Below are 19,104 nucleotides of genomic sequence, written 5' to 3'. Positions count from 1 at the left end.
AAACTTGTGTGCTGCATCAGCGACGTGTTTTATAATATCATAATATGTAGGTACCTATATATTAAATTATTCTGTTTAATAACATTACACCTATCATACTCAATTATAATGTAAATAACTCCTCTTTAATACTATCGACACTCTAGGTATAGTGTGTGCATTTTCCACTGTATTATTCAACTATATTTATATCTTTTAATATTAACTCACACTCTTTCGCTATTTTTTCGAAATCTTTTAAGCTACTTTCATTATTAAAAAAGATAACAAATTTATAATCGTAGTTACTCCAAATAGTAAATTCACCACTTTTAAAGTAAAAAGTACTAAATAAAATATTCTTCAATGATAAAGTTAATAATAAATATAAGTCTTTTTTACTTTCTATCTCAAAATATATACTATCTTTATTTAAATCTTTTCTTATATTAGTAAGAATTTTTCTATCCTCTTCTTCTAATTGACTAATCATATTATTAAATTCATCCTCTTCAATTGCATTTCCATAATAATCTGCTACAAGTTTTTCTTCTTCTATATAATACTTATTCAACAGATTATAAAACTTTAATTCAGTTTCTTTGCCCTTACCCCTATCATCAATTATTATTGCACTTGTATAATCATCAAACCCATTTATTATATTTGTAGGTTTTACTTTTATAACTTCTTCAAAACTTTTTTTATCTATATTTTTCATATAATCCTCCTAAAAAAATAAAAGCTATTTAAAATAGCTTTTTATTTTATCCTTATTAATAACAACTTTTATTATAACTACAATTGCTATTATTAATACTATTATAATAGAATACTTCTGTAATAATGCACTTATCATCTCCGTATTATCACCAAATATATAACCTAATGAAATTAAAAGTGCATTCCATATAGTTATTCCTATAGATGAATATAATATAAACGGTGCTGGCTTCATCTTAACAACTCCAGCTACTATTGAGATAAATGTTCTTGCTACCGGTATTAATCTTGACAGTAAAACCGCAAGGTTATCGTATTTTTCAAGCCAATTGTATGAAGCTCTAATTGACTTTTTTGTTTTAGGAAACTTCCCTTCTATATATAGTATTGTTCTTTCCCCAAAATATAGTCCAATAAAATAATTTAATATAGATCCAATTATCCCTGCCACTACTGAAACTATTAATATCTCAAAAAAATTAATTCCATTTAAAGCTCCGACAACACCCATTAAAGGTAATACTACTTCGCTTGGCAAAGGAAAATTTGCATATTCTAAAAGGACAAGCAGAAATACACTAACAACACCATAATTCATTATAAAGATTCTAATACTTTCCTCTAAACTCATAATTCTAATACCTCAACCTTTTTATATAATTAGTATAGAGAATATCAGATTAGAATTAATATTTCAACGGGGTTTATGTTAATTAATTACTGTTTTATGTTAAATCTACATTAAACGTAAAAAAAGTGAAGGTTTAAACCTTCACTTTTCGATATTTTATATTATTACATCATTTTTTTAATATGTGATACTAACGGATCTGCTAATGTTCCAACAACTACTTGAAGGTTTTTAGCATCTAACTTCATTATTCCTGTAGCACCTAATCTCTTTAATGCTTTTTCATTAACTATACTTGAATCTTTAACTGTTAATCTTATTCTTGTTACACAAGCATCTATATTTTCTATATTTGAACTTCCACCTAAAGCTTCTAATATTCCTGCTGCTTTTTCATCTATTGATGATGATTTGCTTGTAGCTTTTCCAAGTTGTGCATTATCTTCCACTACCTCATCTAATATATCTTCCTCATCATCATCTTCTCTACCTGGAGTTGGTAAGTTGAATTTCTTAATTGCGAAGTAGAATACTACAAAGTAAATTGCTGCAAATATTAAACCTACTAATACTATAAGTACTGGTTTCTCTGATATACCAAAACTTAGACCATAATCTAATAATCCGGCTGAGAATCCGAATCCCATCCTCATTCCAAATATATTAGCAACTGCAAGTGCCACCCCAGTCATTAATGCATGGAATACATATAATACTGGTGCTAAGAACATAAATGTGAATTCTATTGGTTCTGTTATTCCTGTTAAGAATGCTGTTAAAGCTATACTTATAAGCATACCTGTAACTGCTTTTCTCTTTTCTTTCTTTGCTGCCATTATCATAGCTATACAAGCTGCTGGTAATGCAAACATCATTATAAAGTAGAATCCTGTCATGTAAGTTCCAGCTGTTGGATCTCCTGCGAAGAATCTAGCGATATCTCCATGAACCATTGCTCCATCAGCTCCAGGGAATGAACCAAATTGGAACCAGAATACCGCATTAAGTACGTGGTGTAATCCAACTGGTATAAGTAATCTGTTTAATACTCCAAATACAAAAGCCCCAACTGCTCCTGCTCCAGCCATTGAATTACCAAATGAATCTAAACCCCCTTGGATCATCGGCCAAATGTATCCTGCTGCGAATCCTAATGCTAAACATACAAAAGCTGTTGCTATAGGTACAAAACGCTTACCACCAAAGAATCCTAAGAACTGTGGTAATTGAATGTCCTTAAATTTATTGTAAAGTAATCCTGCAACTACCCCAACAATAACCCCTGCTAATACTCCCATATTAATTGTATCATCAAATGTAACCGCTACATTTGTAATAGTGAAGTAACCAACTGCTGCTGCAAGTCCTGCAACACCATTATTTTCTTTTGCAAGTCCTATTGCTATCCCGATAGCAAATAAAATTGCTAAATTATCAAATATAGCAGCTCCAGCTTTATTCATCCATACTATGTTTAAAACATCCGGTGCTCCTAGTCTTAATAAAAGTGCTGCTGCTGGTAAACAAGCAACTGGTGTCATAAGTGCTTTACCTAGCTTTTGTAATCCGCCAAGTACTTTATTATTTCCTTTAGACATATAATTCCCTCCAATATAAATTATTTAGTTTTATAAATCGGTATTTATCATAATATAGAATAGAAATAATGACAACAAAAAAAGCCGGAAAGAATACAATTATAGTATATTCTTTCCGGCTAATGCCCAAATTATTAATGGTAACACGCCGATCCAATAAAACTTATTTCGTTTTGTTGATTTAATTTTAATATATATATATTCGTCTGTCAACGGTTTCATGAAACTTTTTTTTAAATTTTATTAATATTTTTTTAATACAAATAATTACTTATTTTAAATTGACACTTTATTTATAAGGATGTATAATATTCTTGACGTGTAACTGAGTAATATCAGGCATAAGTTTAACTTTTTAAACTTATGCCTTTTTTTATTTTTTACGCTTATGTGGTATACTATGCTTATTAAATAAGCTATAAAAAATGATAATTTGACTTTAAATTTTTAGTATTGAAAGGAATTGAATAATATGTTTGGATTATTTAAAAAAAATAAAAACGAAAAAAATGAGGCACTAAATTTTGTTGCTCCTGTAAGCGGAAAAGCTATAGACTTATCAGAAGTTCCAGATCCAGTATTCGCTCAAAAGATGGCTGGAGACGGATTAGCAATCGACGCAACAGGTGATGTTATAGTTGCACCTTGCGATGGAGACTTAACATTAGTTTTTAAAACTAAACATGCATTCGCTATGACTTTAGATAACGGAATAGAAATGCTAGTACACATTGGTATAGAAACTGTTTCACTAAATGGAGAAGGATTTGAGCAATTAGTTGAAGCTGGTACTAAAGTTAAAGCCGGTACTCCTATTATTAAAATAGATAGAGAGTTTATTAAGAGCAAAAACTTATCATTAGTAACTCCAATTCTTATAACAAATCCTGACGTTGTTAAATCAATGGAAGCTAAAACAGGCATGGATGTTGTAGCTGGAGAAACTGTAGTTTTAGAATACTCAATTTAATAATTAAATTAGACTTTATCAAAACACTTAAGAAAGCCTATAAGCTTTTCTATCACATGTTGTTTTGATAAAGTCTTTTTTTATTTTAGATTTTTTAAACCTTCTAATATAAATTCTCTCTCTTTTGAAAATTCTTTTTCTATTTCATCACTTATATTTTTCATTATTTTATCTGAATCCATTTCCTCATCTAGTCCTTCATTTAAAACTCTATCCCATAGTTTAAACGCTCTTTCATCAAAAGGTGTTACAGGATACTCTTTAGTTTTTTCCATTACTTCTTCATAAAAACCTTGTTCTCTTTGACCACCTAAAAATTTATTTTCTTTTTTAACTGCATCTTCATTATTTCTAAAAGGAATATACCCATGAACACTCCCAACTACCTCTTTATCATACTGTTCAAATACATTTTGCTTTACAAAGTCCATAGCTACATTTTTATTAGCACATTTCTTTGTTATAGAAATTATTGAAGAATTATTCCAACCATTAACTCCAAAAGGTAATGTTGTAACTCTCCACTTACCACTTTGATCCGGAACCATAGTTTCGAGTTCTCTAGCTCCCCATGATCCTAAATATAGCATAGCAAATTTATCATTTTGTAAATATTCTTTTCCTAGTGGTGACCATATATCCGTATAAGGAATTAAAGATTTTTCTTTAACTTGTTTTGCCATTTCAATTCCTTTTTTAAATTTTTCATTACTTCTTTTATATTTAAGCTGTCCATCAAAGTAAGGCATATCAGCAGTATATATTTTTGTTATTTCAGCTGCCCACTGTAACATATATATTCCATCATCTTTTAATCGCTTTGCCATCTTAATCCAATTATTAGGATTCTCCATATATTTTGAAAGTTCATTTGGCTCTGACGGAAATCCGTACTTTTCCATAATATCGGCTCTATAATATGTAACTAACGGTGCTGATGCAAATGGCAATCCAAGAAGTCTCTTTTTATCTAGTGACATTCCAAGTTCCCATAAGTCTTTATCATAATCATCTTTATATTTTAAAATACCGTATTGTTCTTTTGACATATCTTCTAATGCATCTATAGATGTAAAATCCCCATACTGATTACTATCTATAATTAAAATATCTGGACCATTCTCTTCTGTTAAACCCTTTTTAACTTCATCAATATAATAATCAAACTTAATTATCTTTTGATTTATTTTTATATTTGGATTTTTATCCTCAAAATCTTTTATTAATTTATTAGCATCATAATATGACCATAATTCTAATTGGACTTTTTCTTCCTTTGCCTCTTTACTATTATCCTTGCCATTTAAATTATTTTCAGTTAATTCCGTACTTGTACAGCCAACAAAAAAAATAAATGTGATAAATAATGTAACTACCTTAATTATATTTTTCATTTTAATTAGTGTCCCCTCTCTAGTACATGTTCTTTATATTATTTTTCATATCCTCTTTAAACATTTTTGCACAACCCCCACCATTTTCCTTAGACTCATACATCGCTATGTCTGAATACTTTATGATATCGTCAAAATCTTCACTATCATATGGGTATCTACTTACACCTATACTGCATTTAATGTTAATCATATGATTATTTATTTTAAATACATCAGTAAACTTTTCTATAATACTATTTGATATATCCTTTATTTCGCTTATATCTTTATTTTTACAAACTAATACAAATTCATCTCCACCAATTCTATATACATTAATTTCATCTTCTAATGCTAAATCAGATAACCTTACTGCCACATCTTTAAGCAATAAGTCTCCAACTGTATGCCCTAAAGTATCATTAACTTCTTTAAATTTATCTAAATCAAGAAACATTACAGCAAATGTATTCTTTTTATTAGAAATTAAACTCTCTACACATTTAATAAAAGATAATCTATTTGGTAATGTTGTTAATACATCAAAGTAAGCTAATTTATAAAGCTCCTCTTTTGAAATATTGAGCTTTGTAAAAATATCTTTCATATTTATAGCCATATCTTTTATATTTTCAGTTAACCCATTAATTTCATCTATTTTGCTTTCCTCCCAGCTTACATTACCACCTGACTCAATCTTTATAGGCAAGTTTTTAGTATCCCTTGATAACTTAACTACAGACTTCAATATCATCTTATTTATTATCATTGCATTTATTATTATAAATAAGCTAAAAAATATAAAGAACTTTGCTTGATTTAAATGTTCTTTAATTATTTTTTCTTTATATACTATCATTGGCGTTTCAATATATATTTTAAATTTATCATCAAATAAGTTTGTATCATATATTAATGAACTTCTTTCCCAAATATCATCATTATAAATATCATTATTCATTGTAGGCATAACAGTATACAAATTATCATTTACATTCCTTTTAATATATTCATTATCTTTTTCATAACTTATTTTTTTATTTTGTAAATTGCTTATAGGATTATCATCTTTATCTGTTATATAAATATTCAAATCCTTATACATGCTAACTTTTTTCATAATCTCATTTAAATATCCAATTTCAACTAAACTTGATAACTGAAGATTAGTAATCTTTTCATCACTCCACTTTTTAATATCTTCTTTTATATACATGCTTGTCTCATTACACATTATTTCATTACTATTAAATATATCCTCATACCCATTATATAAATCTATACTCATATTAATAATAAATGGTATAAGCATCGCTGCCGTAAGTATATGTATAATTAAGTCACTTAACTTGAAAGTGCAACCTTTCTTATAAACTTTATTTCTTATACGATATATAACTATAAGTTCTGCAATAAATATATTAAAAATTGAATTTAATATTTCTACTAATACATTAAAATATAAGTTAAATCCATATGAGAATATTCCCATAATAACAAACAATGGAATGGATATAGTAATCCAATATATTAAGTCTCCAACTATTATGTTAATCTTCTTCTTCTCTATACAAAAATAGCTAACTATAATAACTTCAGCTAATGATATTAATTGCATTACATTAGAATCTATAAACAGGGCTGCTATTAAAAATGTAACTACCGTACTTATTATTCCTTTCTTAAATCCATATATTTCGAATATTATTATAGCTACTATACTGGATAGGTTTATAACAAAACTCATTAAATATGTTATTGAATTTATCCTAAGAAACAATACCAATAGTGATAATAGTACATACGCAGCTACACTTTTAAGCTCCTTGCTTGATTTGTTTCCTTCAATAAATGTACTCATCCTTCCCCCTCTTGTTCATTCACACATTTTCAACATTATTAACACTTAGTTAAAGTTTAATATAAAATTTACCAATTTTAAAGTTATTTTAATAATTTTCATAATACACACTAACTTTTTACATATACTTTAACTAATCAATGAATTTTTGTATGTTTTTTTATTATTTTGAAAATTTATACATTTATTTGAAATAAAAAAGCCACACCTTATTCCTTTATAAGATGTGACCTATAGTTACTATTTTATCTTTTTTTCTTCATTAAAATTAGTAGTATTGCACCACAAACAATAAATGCACTTCCATATACTATAAACTTAAATACAACTTTACTTGTTTCAGGTAATGCTTCATTAGGATTAATATTATCTAACTTTTTATATAAAGATAGTTCTACCACTTCCTGATTATCTCCTGATTTAATATTTATATCTTCACTTCTATACATATTATTTTTTGGCATACTCTCATTTGTTATTTCATAATTTTTTGGAATTCCAAACTTAACATAGTACTTACCAGGTTCTAAATCATCAAACTTATATTCTCCATTATCATCAGTTTCAACTAATGATATTAGTCTATCATTTGAATCATATAATGAAACTTCAACACCTTTTAAGCCTTCCTCATATTTATCAATACGTCCGTTTTTGTTTCTATCATCCCAAACCTTATTTAATATGCTTCCATATTTTATTACTCCAGCATTCACTTTATTTATACCATTATCTTTATCGACTTTGATATTGTTACTAAACCCACTAGAGTTAACATTACTATATTTAGAGTTGATTTTTGATGTCTGTTTAGTAAAATCATTATACCCTTTAACTAGTGAAACGTTCACTTTATACTCACCTTCAGGTAGCTTTTTAAAGTATACTTTTCCTTCTTCATCGCTTATCTCTGGTTTCACTAAATCTCCAAATACATCTCTTACATCATTACCTTCTGAATCTAATAAGCTAACTTCTACATTTTCAATAGCCTTTTCATCAGCACCTTTTATTCCATCAAAATTCTTATCATTCCATATAGTTGCAGTTATTTCACCAAAGAAAGTAAGTCCTGCATTAGCATTTTCATAAGCCTCACCTTTTGATAAATCAATTATATCTGTTTTACCATTTGAATTTACATTGCTATTAATATCATTTCCTTTGTTTTTTGGTGAGAAATGATTATACCCTTCTGGCTTATTTACTTTAACATAGTACATACCTGGTGATACATTATCAAACTCATACTTACCATATTTATCTGTTCTAGTCTCTCTTAATAATGTTCCATCCGCTAAATGCAATGTAACTTTAACGCCTTCAATTCCATCTTCATTATCATCTTTTAAGCCATCAAAATTCTTATCTTCAAAGACTACGTTTCCGATTTTACCTTTATGAAATCCTGCATTAATATCTTCTTTTACATCACCTGAACGCAATGTAAAATCTTCTGTTTTTCCTTGCGTATCTATTGCGCTAATAATCTTATTTTTAGTATTAGTTTTTTCTGTTGGTACATAGTTGCCTTTATTATCTCTAAAGTGAATTTTATACTTTCCTGGAGTTAAATTAACAAATTTATAATGACCATTTGCATCTGTTTTTATCTCAGAAAGAAGATCACCATCTTTATATAAGTCTACAATTACGCGAGATAATCCTTCTTCATTTTCATCATGAATCCCGTTCCAATTCCTATCATTCCATACGAAGCTCCCTATAGTTATTGGCTTTAGTAATCCACAGTCAATACTATAATCTGAATTTCCTTCTTTTACTTCTAATGGCTTTGTTAATCCGTTATTATTAAAGTCACTATTAATACTACCGTCTTCTCCAACCTCTTCTTTAGTAAACATTGTATATCCTTGTCCTAAATTAACCCTTACATTGTATGTCCCTTGTTTAAGATCATTGAATACATATCTACCAAATATATCAGTTTTTGTTTTCTTTAACACTATATTATTATTGTCTATAAGTTCTATGTCTATATTTTTAAGTAATGTTTCATTGTTATCTTGAATACCGTCTCCGTTTAAATCATCCCAAACTTTACCACCTATAGATGCTTTATCATCATCATCTTTATCATCATCATTTGGTTTAATTTTATTATTATCTAAATTAGCTAGAATCATTTTTGATAATATATCTTCATAATCTCCAACAGTTAGTTTGTCCTTTCTAACTTTGTCGTAATTTATTAACATCTTAGGTGAAATATAATATTTTCCGTTATTTAAATATGGAAATAGATAGTATATTCCGTTATCGCTTTTATCCTTTTCGTTATCAATTTCACTGCTTTTCGTAACTTTAGAATTGTCGTCTGCATAAACTCTAGTTGCTCCTATATTGGCAGTAAGCTGTACCAAAACAGATACCGTCAATAACACTACTAACCGCTTTATCATATTTTTATTTTTTATCATATTTATCACCTTAGTTTTCCTGATTATTTCCTGAATTTATTTAATCAGTTCTAGCTTTGCAATAAACCTATCAGGTGCCGGACCTACATATCTAAATGGATAGCATGTAACTAAAGTAAGATTTAGGTCTTTTTCCTGTGCCAGTATTGATTTGTCTTCAGGATCTGTAATATATGTTTTTTTAAGTTCAAATTTATAAGTGCCTGTTACTGTTTCGATATCTATTTCATCACCAACATTTATATCTTCTAAAAATCCAAATGTTGTCTCTCTATGTCCAAGAACTATTGCTGTTCCATCTTCTCCTGGAAATACTCCATTATCGTACAGAGTTGCTCCGCCTCTTAAATTTTCTTCAGTTGCCCCCATAAGAATTGGAATTTGTTTACCAGTCTTTACTACAATAATTTTTCCTATTATATCTTTTCCATCAACTTTAATCGTTGGATATTTTTGATTTGCCTTATTATTTGACTTAACTTCCTTAATTACTTCACCTTTTTGCTTATCCCATTCGCTTACATTTTGAGAAATCTCTTTCTTATCAAGACCAATCTCTAAAAAAGGATATATTATAAGTACTACTCCACATATAACTAGTAAAATCCCTAAAATAGTTATTAACTTACTTCTTTTCTTTTTATCCGTACCTTTCAAAATTATGCCTCCTTTCTTTTTATATTTATATTTATTTACTAACTGATAATCTGAATCTTTCAATATGCATAGCTAAGTATGCTATTTCATCCTCTACTATCTTAGTATCTAATTCTTCTTCTAACATTTTCCCTACTTCTATTGCAATATCATATGCTTTAGCATACTTAACTTTAATAATTGACACTAAATCATTTTTTATCGGACTCTTTGTCATTATTCTTTCGATTGCAAATCTTATATGAGTTAAAAATCTTGCATAATCTAATGATTTTCTACTTATCTCTATATTTAATGTTTCTTCAACGTATTCTATTATTCTACCACTTAAATAACTATATTTAATAGTATTTGATAGTTTACCATTATTTCTAGCAGAATGAATATGAAGTGCTATGAAACCTATTTCACCTTCTGGCATAGTTACCCCAGTTTCTTTTTCTATCTTTTTTGCTGCTCTAAAAGCAAGTTCAAATTCTATTGGATATAAAGTTTGTATCTCAACAAGGAATGGATTTTGTATCTCCTCATTAAGTTCTAGTCTCTTAATTGCAAAAAATAAATGATCAATAAGTCCTATATGAATATTTTCACTTAGTTCTTCCCTTAAACTTTCTGATACATCATAAATTATCTCTTCACATAAGGCAAAGAAATCATCATCAACCCTAGATAATATTTTATTGAAATTCTTTATATTCTCTTCGTTTTCTATTTTGAATAATTTATCTACTTCTGTACCAGCTTTTATTATTTCTCCAAACTTTTTACCAAATCCAATGCCTTTTGAAAATAATATTTTTTCTTTGCCATCTGACTTTACTAAAATTATACTATTATTGAATACTTTAGTTAATACCATATCTTTTTTCAATATTGTTCCCACAAATTCCACCCACTTATCTCACTATTTTACTTTATAGTATGTTATGTGATCTTGCCATACTCCGTTTATAAATAAGTATTTCTCATTAATACCCAGTTTTTTAAAACCTGTCTTAATTAATACACCCTGAGATCTTTCATTATCTACAAGCGCTGATGCTTCAATTCTATGAAGGTCTAATTCTTTAAAGGCATAATTAACTACTAAATTAACTGCTTCCTTCATGTATCCAAGCCCTTGATACTCTTCATCTATTGAATATCCAAGTATACCACTTTTAAAAACACCGTATACTATATTAGATAACCTAAGTTTCCCTATTATTTTATTTTCTTTTATAATTGCTAAATCTATAGAGGTTCCATTTAAGAATTGTTTATAACTTTCATTTAAACTATTTCTCTGTGCTTCAATTGTATAAAAATCATTGTCTCGTGTAGGCTCAAATTTTTCAAGGTGTTTTCTATTCTTGTTGTAATAATCTAACAATCCTTCTGCATCACTTGGATTTAAATTTCTAAGAGAAAATTTACTTCCTTCAATTTGAATCATTGATGCACAATTTTTATAGCGATAATCTTCTCTATTTATACCAAGCATTAATTCACTTTTGTATACTCCATTAGAAAAAGTATTATCTGATAATATTCCTTCCAATATAAATCCTAAATCTAGGAATGGCGAAAGATTTATCTCTTCACTAATTTTTATATTTACTTTATAAATATCCTTATCTTTAAATGTTGCTAATAATAATATTTCTAAAGTTTCTCTAAGCAGGTCATATTCATATTCCCTGTAAAATTTTAAATCTATGTTGCATCTTCTACTACTTTTGTTTAATTCGACTATAGAAAATCTTCCGATACTTATATTATTCTTATCCCTAATAAGATATTCTGTCTTACTTCCAGTATTAAGTGCAACATTTATATTATGTTTTGGTGACATATTAAATTTCTCCTAAATTATAGTCTTATAACAATATTATATATTATACTAGATTGTTTACAAGTTATAACTGTCCATATTTGTAAATAATCTCTCCATAATTGTAATTTTTTTCTTTTTATATTAACTATTTGCTATTTTAATTAATTTTTTTGATGTTAATGCTACTATAATCGCTTTTACTATATCACCAGCTATAGTTACTAAAAATCCTGAATAAATTATATTCCACATGGAAGTATCCTGTCCTAAGTAAAAATTTTTAATTATATATAAATGTAGTAATCCAAAAATATAAATTACAAAAACTCCAACCATACAAATTAAAAATAATTTTAATATAGTAACTTCCTTAATCTTTTCTCTAAGTTTACCAACTACATAAGCTCCAAATATCATTCCTATTAAATATCCGAATGTTGGACTCAATATATATTGTGGACCTCCTCCTGATGTAAATACAGGAATACCTATAAGTCCTATAAAAATATAGAGTAATTGTGATATCATACCCCTTTTTGCTCCAAGGACTACCCCACTCATAAGTGAAAATACAATTTGAAGAGTTATCGGTACAACTGGTAGTGGTATTCTAATAAAAGCACCAACTCCTGTTAGTGCTGCAAATAATGCTATTAATATCATATCTTTTGGTGTTAAATTAAATTTCATACGCCCTCCTTTTTACTTTGATTATCAAAGTATATCCAAAATAATATGATATTTTATTATAGTTGTCAAACTTCTATCTACGACAAAAAAACCTACCGCAACTTTTTTACCGTTACAGCAGGTTTTTCTATAAATTCTTAAGTTATCCCCAATTTTATCAACATGTTGTTGATAACTATCCTAAAGCCACAATATATAGTGGCGAACATACTGTTGCATATTGAAACTTTATGTTATCTTCCATCGACAAAGGTCACTTTTTATCCAATTTTTGTAAATATTTTTAAAAGTTATCCACAGGTACCTTTTTACTTATCATTCATCCCTATTAAATCTTTTATGACTTCTCCACCAATTATCATTCCCGCAACTGGAGGAACGAAGGAGATACTTCCCGGTATTTGTCTTTTTTCTGCACATTTCTTAGTACCACCTGTACAAACGCAACCTGTTTTACAAGTAACTACATCTTCAGTTCTTGGTTTAGTTGGTTGCTCTTCTGAGTAAACAACTTTAAGTTTTTTAACTCCTCTAGCTTTAAGTTCTCTTCTCATAACTTTCGCAAGTGGACATACTTTAGTTTTAAATACATCACTTACTTTAAATTGTGTTGGATCAAATTTATTTCCTGTTCCCATTGAACTTATTATCTTTATATCATTTTCATAGCAATATTTTGCAAGAGCTATCTTTGCTGTTACTGTATCAATTGCATCTACTACATAATCTACATCATCAGTTATAAATTCTGTTATATTATCAGGTGTTACAAAAGTTTGGTGAGTTATTACATTACATTTATGATTTATGCTAAGTACTCTATCTTTCATAACATCAACTTTTACTTTGCTTATTGTATTATATGTTGCATGTATTTGTCTGTTTAAGTTAGTTAGACAAACTGTATCGTCATCAATTAGTACTAAGTTTCCAACACCAGCTCTAGTTAATGCTTCAACAGTGAAACTTCCAACCCCTCCAACTCCAAATACTACTACTTTTGATTCTTTTAATTTATCTAAACCTTCTTTTCCTATAAGTAACTCTGTTCTTGATAATGAATGTTGTGCCATTTGATTTTATCTCCTTTGTTTTCTCAAAATATTTATTTCTATTTTATTGTATATTATGTCCTTACACAAGTTTTTTTAATTTTCTTATATTAACTAGTTTTTTAATGTATATAGTTTCTTTAATATTGTATTTAATCAATATATATACAATTTTACATTATTATCATATAATTATATTAAATTATGAAAGGATGTGTTTTTATGGAAAGAACTCTTGAATTAGATAAAAATGAAACTTTATTATCAAGCTTAGTTTGTCACACTGAAGTATCAAACTCTTCAGCAGTTCTAAGTTTTACTGTTAGTTCCATTATATCTCTCCTAGCACCATCTAGTGGTGGTGGTGTAATATCAACTTATATATTGTCTTTAACTACTGATAACATATATTTAGAAAGTATTTATTATACTCCAATAGGTAACTTACCTGAAGTAAATGGTGTTACTAAAATTCCACTATCAACTATTGAAACTTTTGATGTTAAATCATTGCATGAAGATGATTATATTGCAGAGCATATCCACTTTGTTTCAAATGATAAAGAATATAACTTCATATATAATAATAAGAAAAATCTGTTTAAGGGTAGGAAGATGAAAGAGTTATTCGATAGCCTAAGGTAATAGTTTCACAATAAAGTGTGTTTACTATATAGCCCATTAAGTCTATAATATTACCTATGTTAATTATTTTTATAAACGGAGGATTAGATTTATGGTAATTGGAATAATCAGTGCAATGGAAGAAGAATTAGCAATTCTTTTAGAAGATATGGAAGTTACAGAAAAGAAGATTAAGGCAAATATGACTTTCCACAAAGGTAGACTTTGGGATAAGGACGTTGTTGCAGTTGTTTCAGGAATTGGAAAAGTTAATGCTGCAATATGCACTCAAATACTTATTTCAGAATACAACGTTGATCACGTTATAAACGTTGGAGTTGCTGGTGGTATTGGAATGGATATTTATCCTGGAGATGTTGTTATAGCTGAAAACTTAGTTCAATATGATATGGATACAACAGCATTTGGTGATAAGCACGGTCAAATCCCAAGACTTGATACTTTTGATTTCTTATGTAATAAGGATTTAGTAAATGTATGTAAGGAAGCTTGTTCTGAAATAGAAGGTTTTAATACTTTCTCAGGAAGAATTGTTTCAGGAGATCAATTTGTTGCTAGTATAGAAAAGATCAAATGGCTTGAACAAGAATTTGAAGCTAAAGCTGTTGAAATGGAAGGAGCAAGTATTGCTCACGTTTGTTATTTAAACAACATTCCTTTCGTAGTTATAAGATCTATTTCTGATAATGCTAATAATGGAGCTCATATGGATTACGAAAAATTCACTCCAATTGGTGTTAAAAATTCAACTACAATACTTAAAGGTATGATTCACAAAATGTAATTTTAAAAGAGCAGTACTTAATTTTAAGTACTGCTCTTTTTCATTATATACCATTGATAGTTAACTTTAATATCTATAATTATTTCTTCTTCATTTTATATTTTTTACTTTAACTTATGAATAAATAATCCACTTCTAAGTTTTGGTTCAAACCAAGTAGACTTAGGAGGCATAACTTCTCCAATATCTGCAACATCCATAACATCTTGTATTTCTGTTGGGTACATTGAAAAAGCAACTTTCATATCCTTATTACATCTAAGCTCCAATTCTTTAATACCTCTTATGCCTCCAATAAAATCTATTCTATCTGAAGTTCTAACATCATCTATCTTAAGAATTTTCTTAAGTAAATTTTCCTGAAGTATAGATACATCAAGTCTATCTATTGGATGATTTTCATTAAAGCTTCCTTCTTTAGCTTTTAAAATGTACCATTTATTACTTAAATACATTCCAAAAGTGTGCTTATCACTAGGTTTATAACCGCCCTCTCCATCATAGGAAGAAACAATAAAATCCTCACTAACCTTACTTAAAAAATCCTCTTCACTAAGTCCAGCAAGATCTTTAACAACTCTGTTATAATCCATTACAAAAAGATCCTTATCTGGAAAGGCTACAGCTAAAAAATAATTAAATTCTTCATTACCTGTAAAAGATGGATTTTCTTTTCTTCTCATTTTAGAAACTTCTACGGCAGAAGCACTTCTATGGTGTCCATCTGCAATATATAAATTATCTACATTATTAAATAGATTTTCCAACCTATTAATAATATTATCATCATCTACTATCCAAACAATTTGACTTACTCCATCTTCAGACTTAAAATCGTACTCTGGAGTTTTTAAAGTCCATTCACTTATTATATTTGAAATTTCTTCATTCTCCCTGTAAGTTAAAAATATCGGACCAGTATTTGCATCACAATAATTTACATGCTTTATTCTATCAATTTCCTTATCAGCTCTTGTGAATTCATGCTTCTTTATTACATTATTAATATAGTCATCAACTGAAGCTCCAATTACTAGCCCAGTTTGACTTCTACCATTCATTATCTGTCTGTAAATATAAAAGCTTGGTTTATTATCTTGAATAAATTCTTTATCTTTAATCATTCTATTTAAATTTGCTTTAGCCTTTTCATATACTTTATTATCATGAACATCAATATCTAAAGGGAGGTCTATTTCTGCCCTATCTATATGAAGAAAAGAATATGGATTATCAAAAACCATAACTCTTGCTTCTTCACTGCTCATAACATCATAAGGTAATGCTGCAATTTTTGATACAAGTTCTCTCTGTGGCCTTATAGCTTTGAAAGGCTTAATTTTAGCCATTTCATCTCCTCCTTATTGTAAAGCGAAAAACTCTTTAATTACACTTACTACTTCTTCACCAATTCTATCTTGAGCTTCTCTTGTTGATGCACCAATATGTGGTGTTACACTAACTCTTGGGTGATTAACTAAAGATTCATTAGCTGTTGGTTCTTGTTCAAATACATCAATCCCAGCACCTGATACTTTTCCACTATCTAATGCTTTAAGTAATGCTTCCTCACAAACAACTTTTCCTCTAGCACAATTTATAAGATAAACACCATCTTTCATTAATGCAAATTGTTTATTATCAATTAGTGTTCCTCTATCTTTATCATATGGAACATGTAAAGATAAGAAATCTGATCTTTTAAGCACCTCATCAAAACTTACGCACTCATAAGTTAAATCATCATGCTTCCCTTCTATTGTATAATAAATAACATTCATTCCTAAAGCTTCAGCTTTTTTTGCTAAACTTTGTCCTATTCTTCCCATACCAATTATTCCAAGAGTCTTTCCTGCAATCTCTGTTCCTTGGTACTTTTTCTTATTCCACTGCCCATTTCTCATTGTAGAATTAGAATCACCTAAAAATCTAGCAACTGCAAATATATGCGCAATAGCAAGTTCTGCAACTGAATCTGAACTAGCATTTGGTGTATTTCTAACTTCAATACCAAGTTCATTAGCTGAAGCCACATCAATATTATCAATTCCAACACCAGCTCTTATAGCAAGTTTTAATTTTCCCTTTGAAGCTTCATCTAAAACTTCTTTAGTAAGTTTACTTGCACTTCTAATTACTATAGCATCAAATTCTTTTAATTCTTTTCCGAGTACATCTTGATTATAATGAGTGTTTACAACATCTATACCTAATTTTTCAAGTTTATTAATAGCCCCTTGTTGCAAACCGTCATTAGTTAATATTTTATACAATTTTTTTGCCCCCTTATAAAAAAATTATAATCCTAATATATCCTCAATATTTGAAAGTAGTTCATCTATATCTTTCATTGTACAATCTGCCATATGTGCTATTCTAAAAGTTTTTTCCTTTAAATCCCCATATCCGTTTGAAATAGCAAAACCTCTTTCACCTAATTCTTTATTTAAATTAGCAACACTAATTCCTCTAGTATTTTTAATAGTAGTTAAAGTGTTTGATAATATATCATTCTTTTCTGGGAATAGCTCAAAATACTTTCTTCCCCAATCTCTAACTCTATTTGCCATTTCTAAATGTCTATTAAATCTATTTTCTAACCCTTCTTCATTTATAATACAATCAAGTTGATAATCTAGTGCAAACATATGTGATAATGATGGTGTTGACGGATATTGATAATCTTTCTTTTGAATGTATTTATAAAGTGATAAAAGATCTAAGTAAAACCCTCTGTTTGGAACTTTTTCTGCTCTTTCTTTAGCCTTATTTGAGAAAGTACATACAGCCATTCCTGGAGGAAGTCCTAAAGCTTTTTGACTTGATGTTATACATATATCAATTCCAAATTTATCAACTTCTATTTTAGTTCCAGCAGCTGAACTTACAGCATCAACTATAAATACTACTTCTGGATATTTCTTAACAACTTCACCAATAGCTTCAATAGGATTCATTACTCCTGTTGAAGTTTCATTATGTGTTACAGCAACTAAATCATATTCTCCTGTTTTAAGTGCATCATCAACCATTTCTGGTGTTATGCCTTTTCCCATTTCAATTTCAAAAAGATCAGCTTGTACATTATTATTTATAGCCATTTGATACCATCTTTTTCCGAATGCCCCAACGGAAAAAACTGCAGCTTTTTTTAATGTACATGATCTTATAGCGCCTTCCATAAGTCCACTTCCTGAAGTTGTAGATAATAAAATTTCACTATTTGTAAAAAATAACTTTCTTAAATTATCACTTATTCTTCTTTGCAGAACTGAAGCATCTTTGCTTCTATGTCCTATCATTGGTGTAGCCATCTTTTTAAGTACTTCAGACCTGACTTCAACAGGCCCTGGAATAAATAACTTTTTATGCATAATGCATTCCCCCCAAATTATTGCTCTTTTATATCATTTTAATTTTGCTTATTTTTCTATTCTACTACTTTTTTACTTTAATTACAAATATTATATTATTTTCTTTAATTTAGGTGAGTGTTTTTAAAAATGTACATTCATTGCGTACATTTATATCATTTGTTCTTTTTTAAGCAAAAAAAATCACATCCTAAAAAATTATAAGATGTGATTTCAAAAGGCAGGTTTTTAAAAAATATAATGAATTCTAGTGAGTGAATCCATACTTTCCTTTAGTTGCTTTTCCGTGACATAATACGTTAGCTTGGTTAAGAGCTTCTATTCCAGCTTTCATATCTGTTATTAATTGTTCTGCCATGTTACGACCAAGGTCAGCACGACATACAATACGTTGTATTATAGTATCTTGTAAGTTTTCTGGTAATGGGTAAGCTGGTACTTGCCATCCGTTCATTGCTAATCTATCTGCTAGATCATATAATGTCCATTGTACATTAGCATCAT

General features: G+C 28.6%; 17 protein-coding genes and 1 pseudogene. 3 read left to right on the top strand and 15 right to left on the bottom strand.

What is annotated here, in order from left to right; genetic code table 11:
- Positions 1 to 172: 172 nt before the first annotated feature.
- From RSF37_RS12735 to nagE, 3 genes are all read right to left on the bottom strand, one after another.
- Positions 173 to 700 carry a hypothetical protein gene (locus tag RSF37_RS12735; RefSeq protein ID WP_332564782.1) on the bottom strand — a complete coding sequence of 176 codons (528 nt, stop codon included), beginning with the start codon at positions 698 to 700 and terminating at the stop codon, positions 173 to 175.
- Positions 701 to 724: 24 nt separating this feature from the next.
- Positions 725 to 1,333, bottom strand: coding sequence for a DedA family protein (locus RSF37_RS12730; RefSeq protein WP_332564781.1), 609 nt, complete (start codon positions 1,331 to 1,333; stop codon positions 725 to 727).
- Between the two features lie 164 nt (positions 1,334 to 1,497).
- Positions 1,498 to 2,931, bottom strand: a complete 1,434-nt coding sequence (gene nagE, locus RSF37_RS12725; RefSeq protein WP_332564780.1) for an N-acetylglucosamine-specific PTS transporter subunit IIBC — start codon at positions 2,929 to 2,931, stop codon at positions 1,498 to 1,500.
- 472 nt (positions 2,932 to 3,403) lie between these two features.
- Here nagE and RSF37_RS12720 point away from each other — a divergent pair, with 472 nt between their 5' ends.
- Positions 3,404 to 3,901, top strand: a complete 498-nt coding sequence (locus RSF37_RS12720; RefSeq protein ID WP_332564779.1) for a PTS sugar transporter subunit IIA — start codon at positions 3,404 to 3,406, stop codon at positions 3,899 to 3,901.
- An 80-nt stretch (positions 3,902 to 3,981) separates the two neighbouring features.
- On the opposite strand, the gene RSF37_RS12715 is transcribed toward RSF37_RS12720, so the two are convergent.
- From RSF37_RS12715 to RSF37_RS12680, 8 genes are all read right to left on the bottom strand, one after another.
- Complete coding sequence (locus RSF37_RS12715; RefSeq protein ID WP_332564778.1) at positions 3,982 to 5,295, bottom strand: ABC transporter substrate-binding protein; 1,314 nt, start codon at positions 5,293 to 5,295, stop codon at positions 3,982 to 3,984.
- A gap of 19 nt (positions 5,296 to 5,314) precedes the next feature.
- On the bottom strand, positions 5,315 to 7,138 hold the full coding sequence (locus tag RSF37_RS12710) for a diguanylate cyclase domain-containing protein (RefSeq protein ID WP_332564777.1): 1,824 nt from the start codon (positions 7,136 to 7,138) through the stop codon (positions 5,315 to 5,317).
- Between the two features lie 245 nt (positions 7,139 to 7,383).
- The gene (locus RSF37_RS12705; RefSeq protein ID WP_332564776.1) at positions 7,384 to 9,579 is read right to left on the bottom strand and encodes an SdrD B-like domain-containing protein; all 2,196 of its coding nucleotides are present in this window, start codon (positions 9,577 to 9,579) and stop codon (positions 7,384 to 7,386) included.
- 36 nt (positions 9,580 to 9,615) lie between these two features.
- Positions 9,616 to 10,236 carry a class D sortase gene (locus RSF37_RS12700; protein WP_332564775.1) on the bottom strand — a complete coding sequence of 207 codons (621 nt, stop codon included), beginning with the start codon at positions 10,234 to 10,236 and terminating at the stop codon, positions 9,616 to 9,618.
- Between the two features lie 31 nt (positions 10,237 to 10,267).
- Complete coding sequence (gene glcT / locus RSF37_RS12695) at positions 10,268 to 11,098, bottom strand: glucose PTS transporter transcription antiterminator GlcT (protein ID WP_442878537.1); 831 nt, start codon at positions 11,096 to 11,098, stop codon at positions 10,268 to 10,270.
- A 45-nt stretch (positions 11,099 to 11,143) separates the two neighbouring features.
- The gene (locus tag RSF37_RS12690; protein ID WP_332564773.1) at positions 11,144 to 12,073 is read right to left on the bottom strand and encodes a GNAT family N-acetyltransferase; all 930 of its coding nucleotides are present in this window, start codon (positions 12,071 to 12,073) and stop codon (positions 11,144 to 11,146) included.
- Positions 12,074 to 12,196: 123 nt separating this feature from the next.
- Entirely contained in the window at positions 12,197 to 12,745 is a 549-nt protein-coding gene (locus RSF37_RS12685; RefSeq protein ID WP_332564772.1) for a biotin transporter BioY, read from the bottom strand.
- A gap of 308 nt (positions 12,746 to 13,053) precedes the next feature.
- The gene (locus RSF37_RS12680; protein ID WP_332564771.1) at positions 13,054 to 13,818 is read right to left on the bottom strand and encodes a tRNA threonylcarbamoyladenosine dehydratase; all 765 of its coding nucleotides are present in this window, start codon (positions 13,816 to 13,818) and stop codon (positions 13,054 to 13,056) included.
- A 201-nt stretch (positions 13,819 to 14,019) separates the two neighbouring features.
- On the opposite strand from RSF37_RS12680, the gene RSF37_RS12675 reads away from it, so the two are divergent.
- Positions 14,020 to 14,442, top strand: a complete 423-nt coding sequence (locus RSF37_RS12675; protein ID WP_332564770.1) for a hypothetical protein — start codon at positions 14,020 to 14,022, stop codon at positions 14,440 to 14,442.
- 91 nt (positions 14,443 to 14,533) lie between these two features.
- On the top strand, positions 14,534 to 15,226 hold the full coding sequence (locus RSF37_RS12670) for a 5'-methylthioadenosine/adenosylhomocysteine nucleosidase (RefSeq protein ID WP_332564769.1): 693 nt from the start codon (positions 14,534 to 14,536) through the stop codon (positions 15,224 to 15,226).
- Positions 15,227 to 15,330: 104 nt separating this feature from the next.
- On the opposite strand, the gene RSF37_RS12665 is transcribed toward RSF37_RS12670, so the two are convergent.
- The 4 genes and pseudogenes from RSF37_RS12665 to RSF37_RS12650 form a co-directional block, all read right to left on the bottom strand.
- Positions 15,331 to 16,575, bottom strand: a complete 1,245-nt coding sequence (locus RSF37_RS12665) for a DUF1015 domain-containing protein (RefSeq protein ID WP_332564768.1) — start codon at positions 16,573 to 16,575, stop codon at positions 15,331 to 15,333.
- Between the two features lie 12 nt (positions 16,576 to 16,587).
- Positions 16,588 to 17,499, bottom strand: coding sequence for a D-2-hydroxyacid dehydrogenase (locus RSF37_RS12660; RefSeq protein WP_332564767.1), 912 nt, complete (start codon positions 17,497 to 17,499; stop codon positions 16,588 to 16,590).
- A 24-nt stretch (positions 17,500 to 17,523) separates the two neighbouring features.
- A complete protein-coding gene (locus RSF37_RS12655; RefSeq protein WP_332564766.1) occupies positions 17,524 to 18,600 on the bottom strand; it encodes a pyridoxal-phosphate-dependent aminotransferase family protein in 1,077 nt (358 codons plus the stop codon).
- Positions 18,601 to 18,847: 247 nt separating this feature from the next.
- Positions 18,848 to 19,104 (bottom strand): annotated as a pseudogene (locus RSF37_RS12650) (glutamate decarboxylase); the annotation flags it as partial.

Source organism: Clostridium sp., from assembly GCF_036643715.1.
Taxonomy (GTDB): Bacteria; Bacillota; Clostridia; order Clostridiales; family Clostridiaceae; genus Clostridium.
The sequence above is the reverse complement of the archived record's forward strand: the minus strand, read 5'-3'. Positions and strand labels throughout refer to the sequence as shown.

Excerpts from the sequence above, each read along its gene's own strand:
- RSF37_RS12735 (WP_332564782.1), bottom strand. The coding sequence starts at position 700 with ATGAAAAATATAGATAAAAAAAGTTTTGAAGAAGTTATAAAAGTAAAA.
- RSF37_RS12730 (WP_332564781.1), bottom strand. The coding sequence starts at position 1,333 with ATGAGTTTAGAGGAAAGTATTAGAATCTTTATAATGAATTATGGTGTT.
- nagE (WP_332564780.1), bottom strand. The coding sequence starts at position 2,931 with ATGTCTAAAGGAAATAATAAAGTACTTGGCGGATTACAAAAGCTAGGT.
- RSF37_RS12720 (WP_332564779.1), top strand. The coding sequence starts at position 3,404 with ATGTTTGGATTATTTAAAAAAAATAAAAACGAAAAAAATGAGGCACTA.
- RSF37_RS12715 (WP_332564778.1), bottom strand. The coding sequence starts at position 5,295 with ATGAAAAATATAATTAAGGTAGTTACATTATTTATCACATTTATTTTT.
- RSF37_RS12710 (WP_332564777.1), bottom strand. The coding sequence starts at position 7,138 with ATGAGTACATTTATTGAAGGAAACAAATCAAGCAAGGAGCTTAAAAGT.
- RSF37_RS12705 (WP_332564776.1), bottom strand. The coding sequence starts at position 9,579 with ATGATAAAAAATAAAAATATGATAAAGCGGTTAGTAGTGTTATTGACG.
- glcT (WP_442878537.1), bottom strand. The coding sequence starts at position 11,098 with ATGGTATTAACTAAAGTATTCAATAATAGTATAATTTTAGTAAAGTCA.
- RSF37_RS12690 (WP_332564773.1), bottom strand. The coding sequence starts at position 12,073 with ATGTCACCAAAACATAATATAAATGTTGCACTTAATACTGGAAGTAAG.
- RSF37_RS12685 (WP_332564772.1), bottom strand. The coding sequence starts at position 12,745 with ATGAAATTTAATTTAACACCAAAAGATATGATATTAATAGCATTATTT.
- RSF37_RS12680 (WP_332564771.1), bottom strand. The coding sequence starts at position 13,818 with ATGGCACAACATTCATTATCAAGAACAGAGTTACTTATAGGAAAAGAA.
- RSF37_RS12675 (WP_332564770.1), top strand. The coding sequence starts at position 14,020 with ATGGAAAGAACTCTTGAATTAGATAAAAATGAAACTTTATTATCAAGC.
- RSF37_RS12670 (WP_332564769.1), top strand. The coding sequence starts at position 14,534 with ATGGTAATTGGAATAATCAGTGCAATGGAAGAAGAATTAGCAATTCTT.
- RSF37_RS12665 (WP_332564768.1), bottom strand. The coding sequence starts at position 16,575 with ATGGCTAAAATTAAGCCTTTCAAAGCTATAAGGCCACAGAGAGAACTT.
- RSF37_RS12655 (WP_332564766.1), bottom strand. The coding sequence starts at position 18,600 with ATGCATAAAAAGTTATTTATTCCAGGGCCTGTTGAAGTCAGGTCTGAA.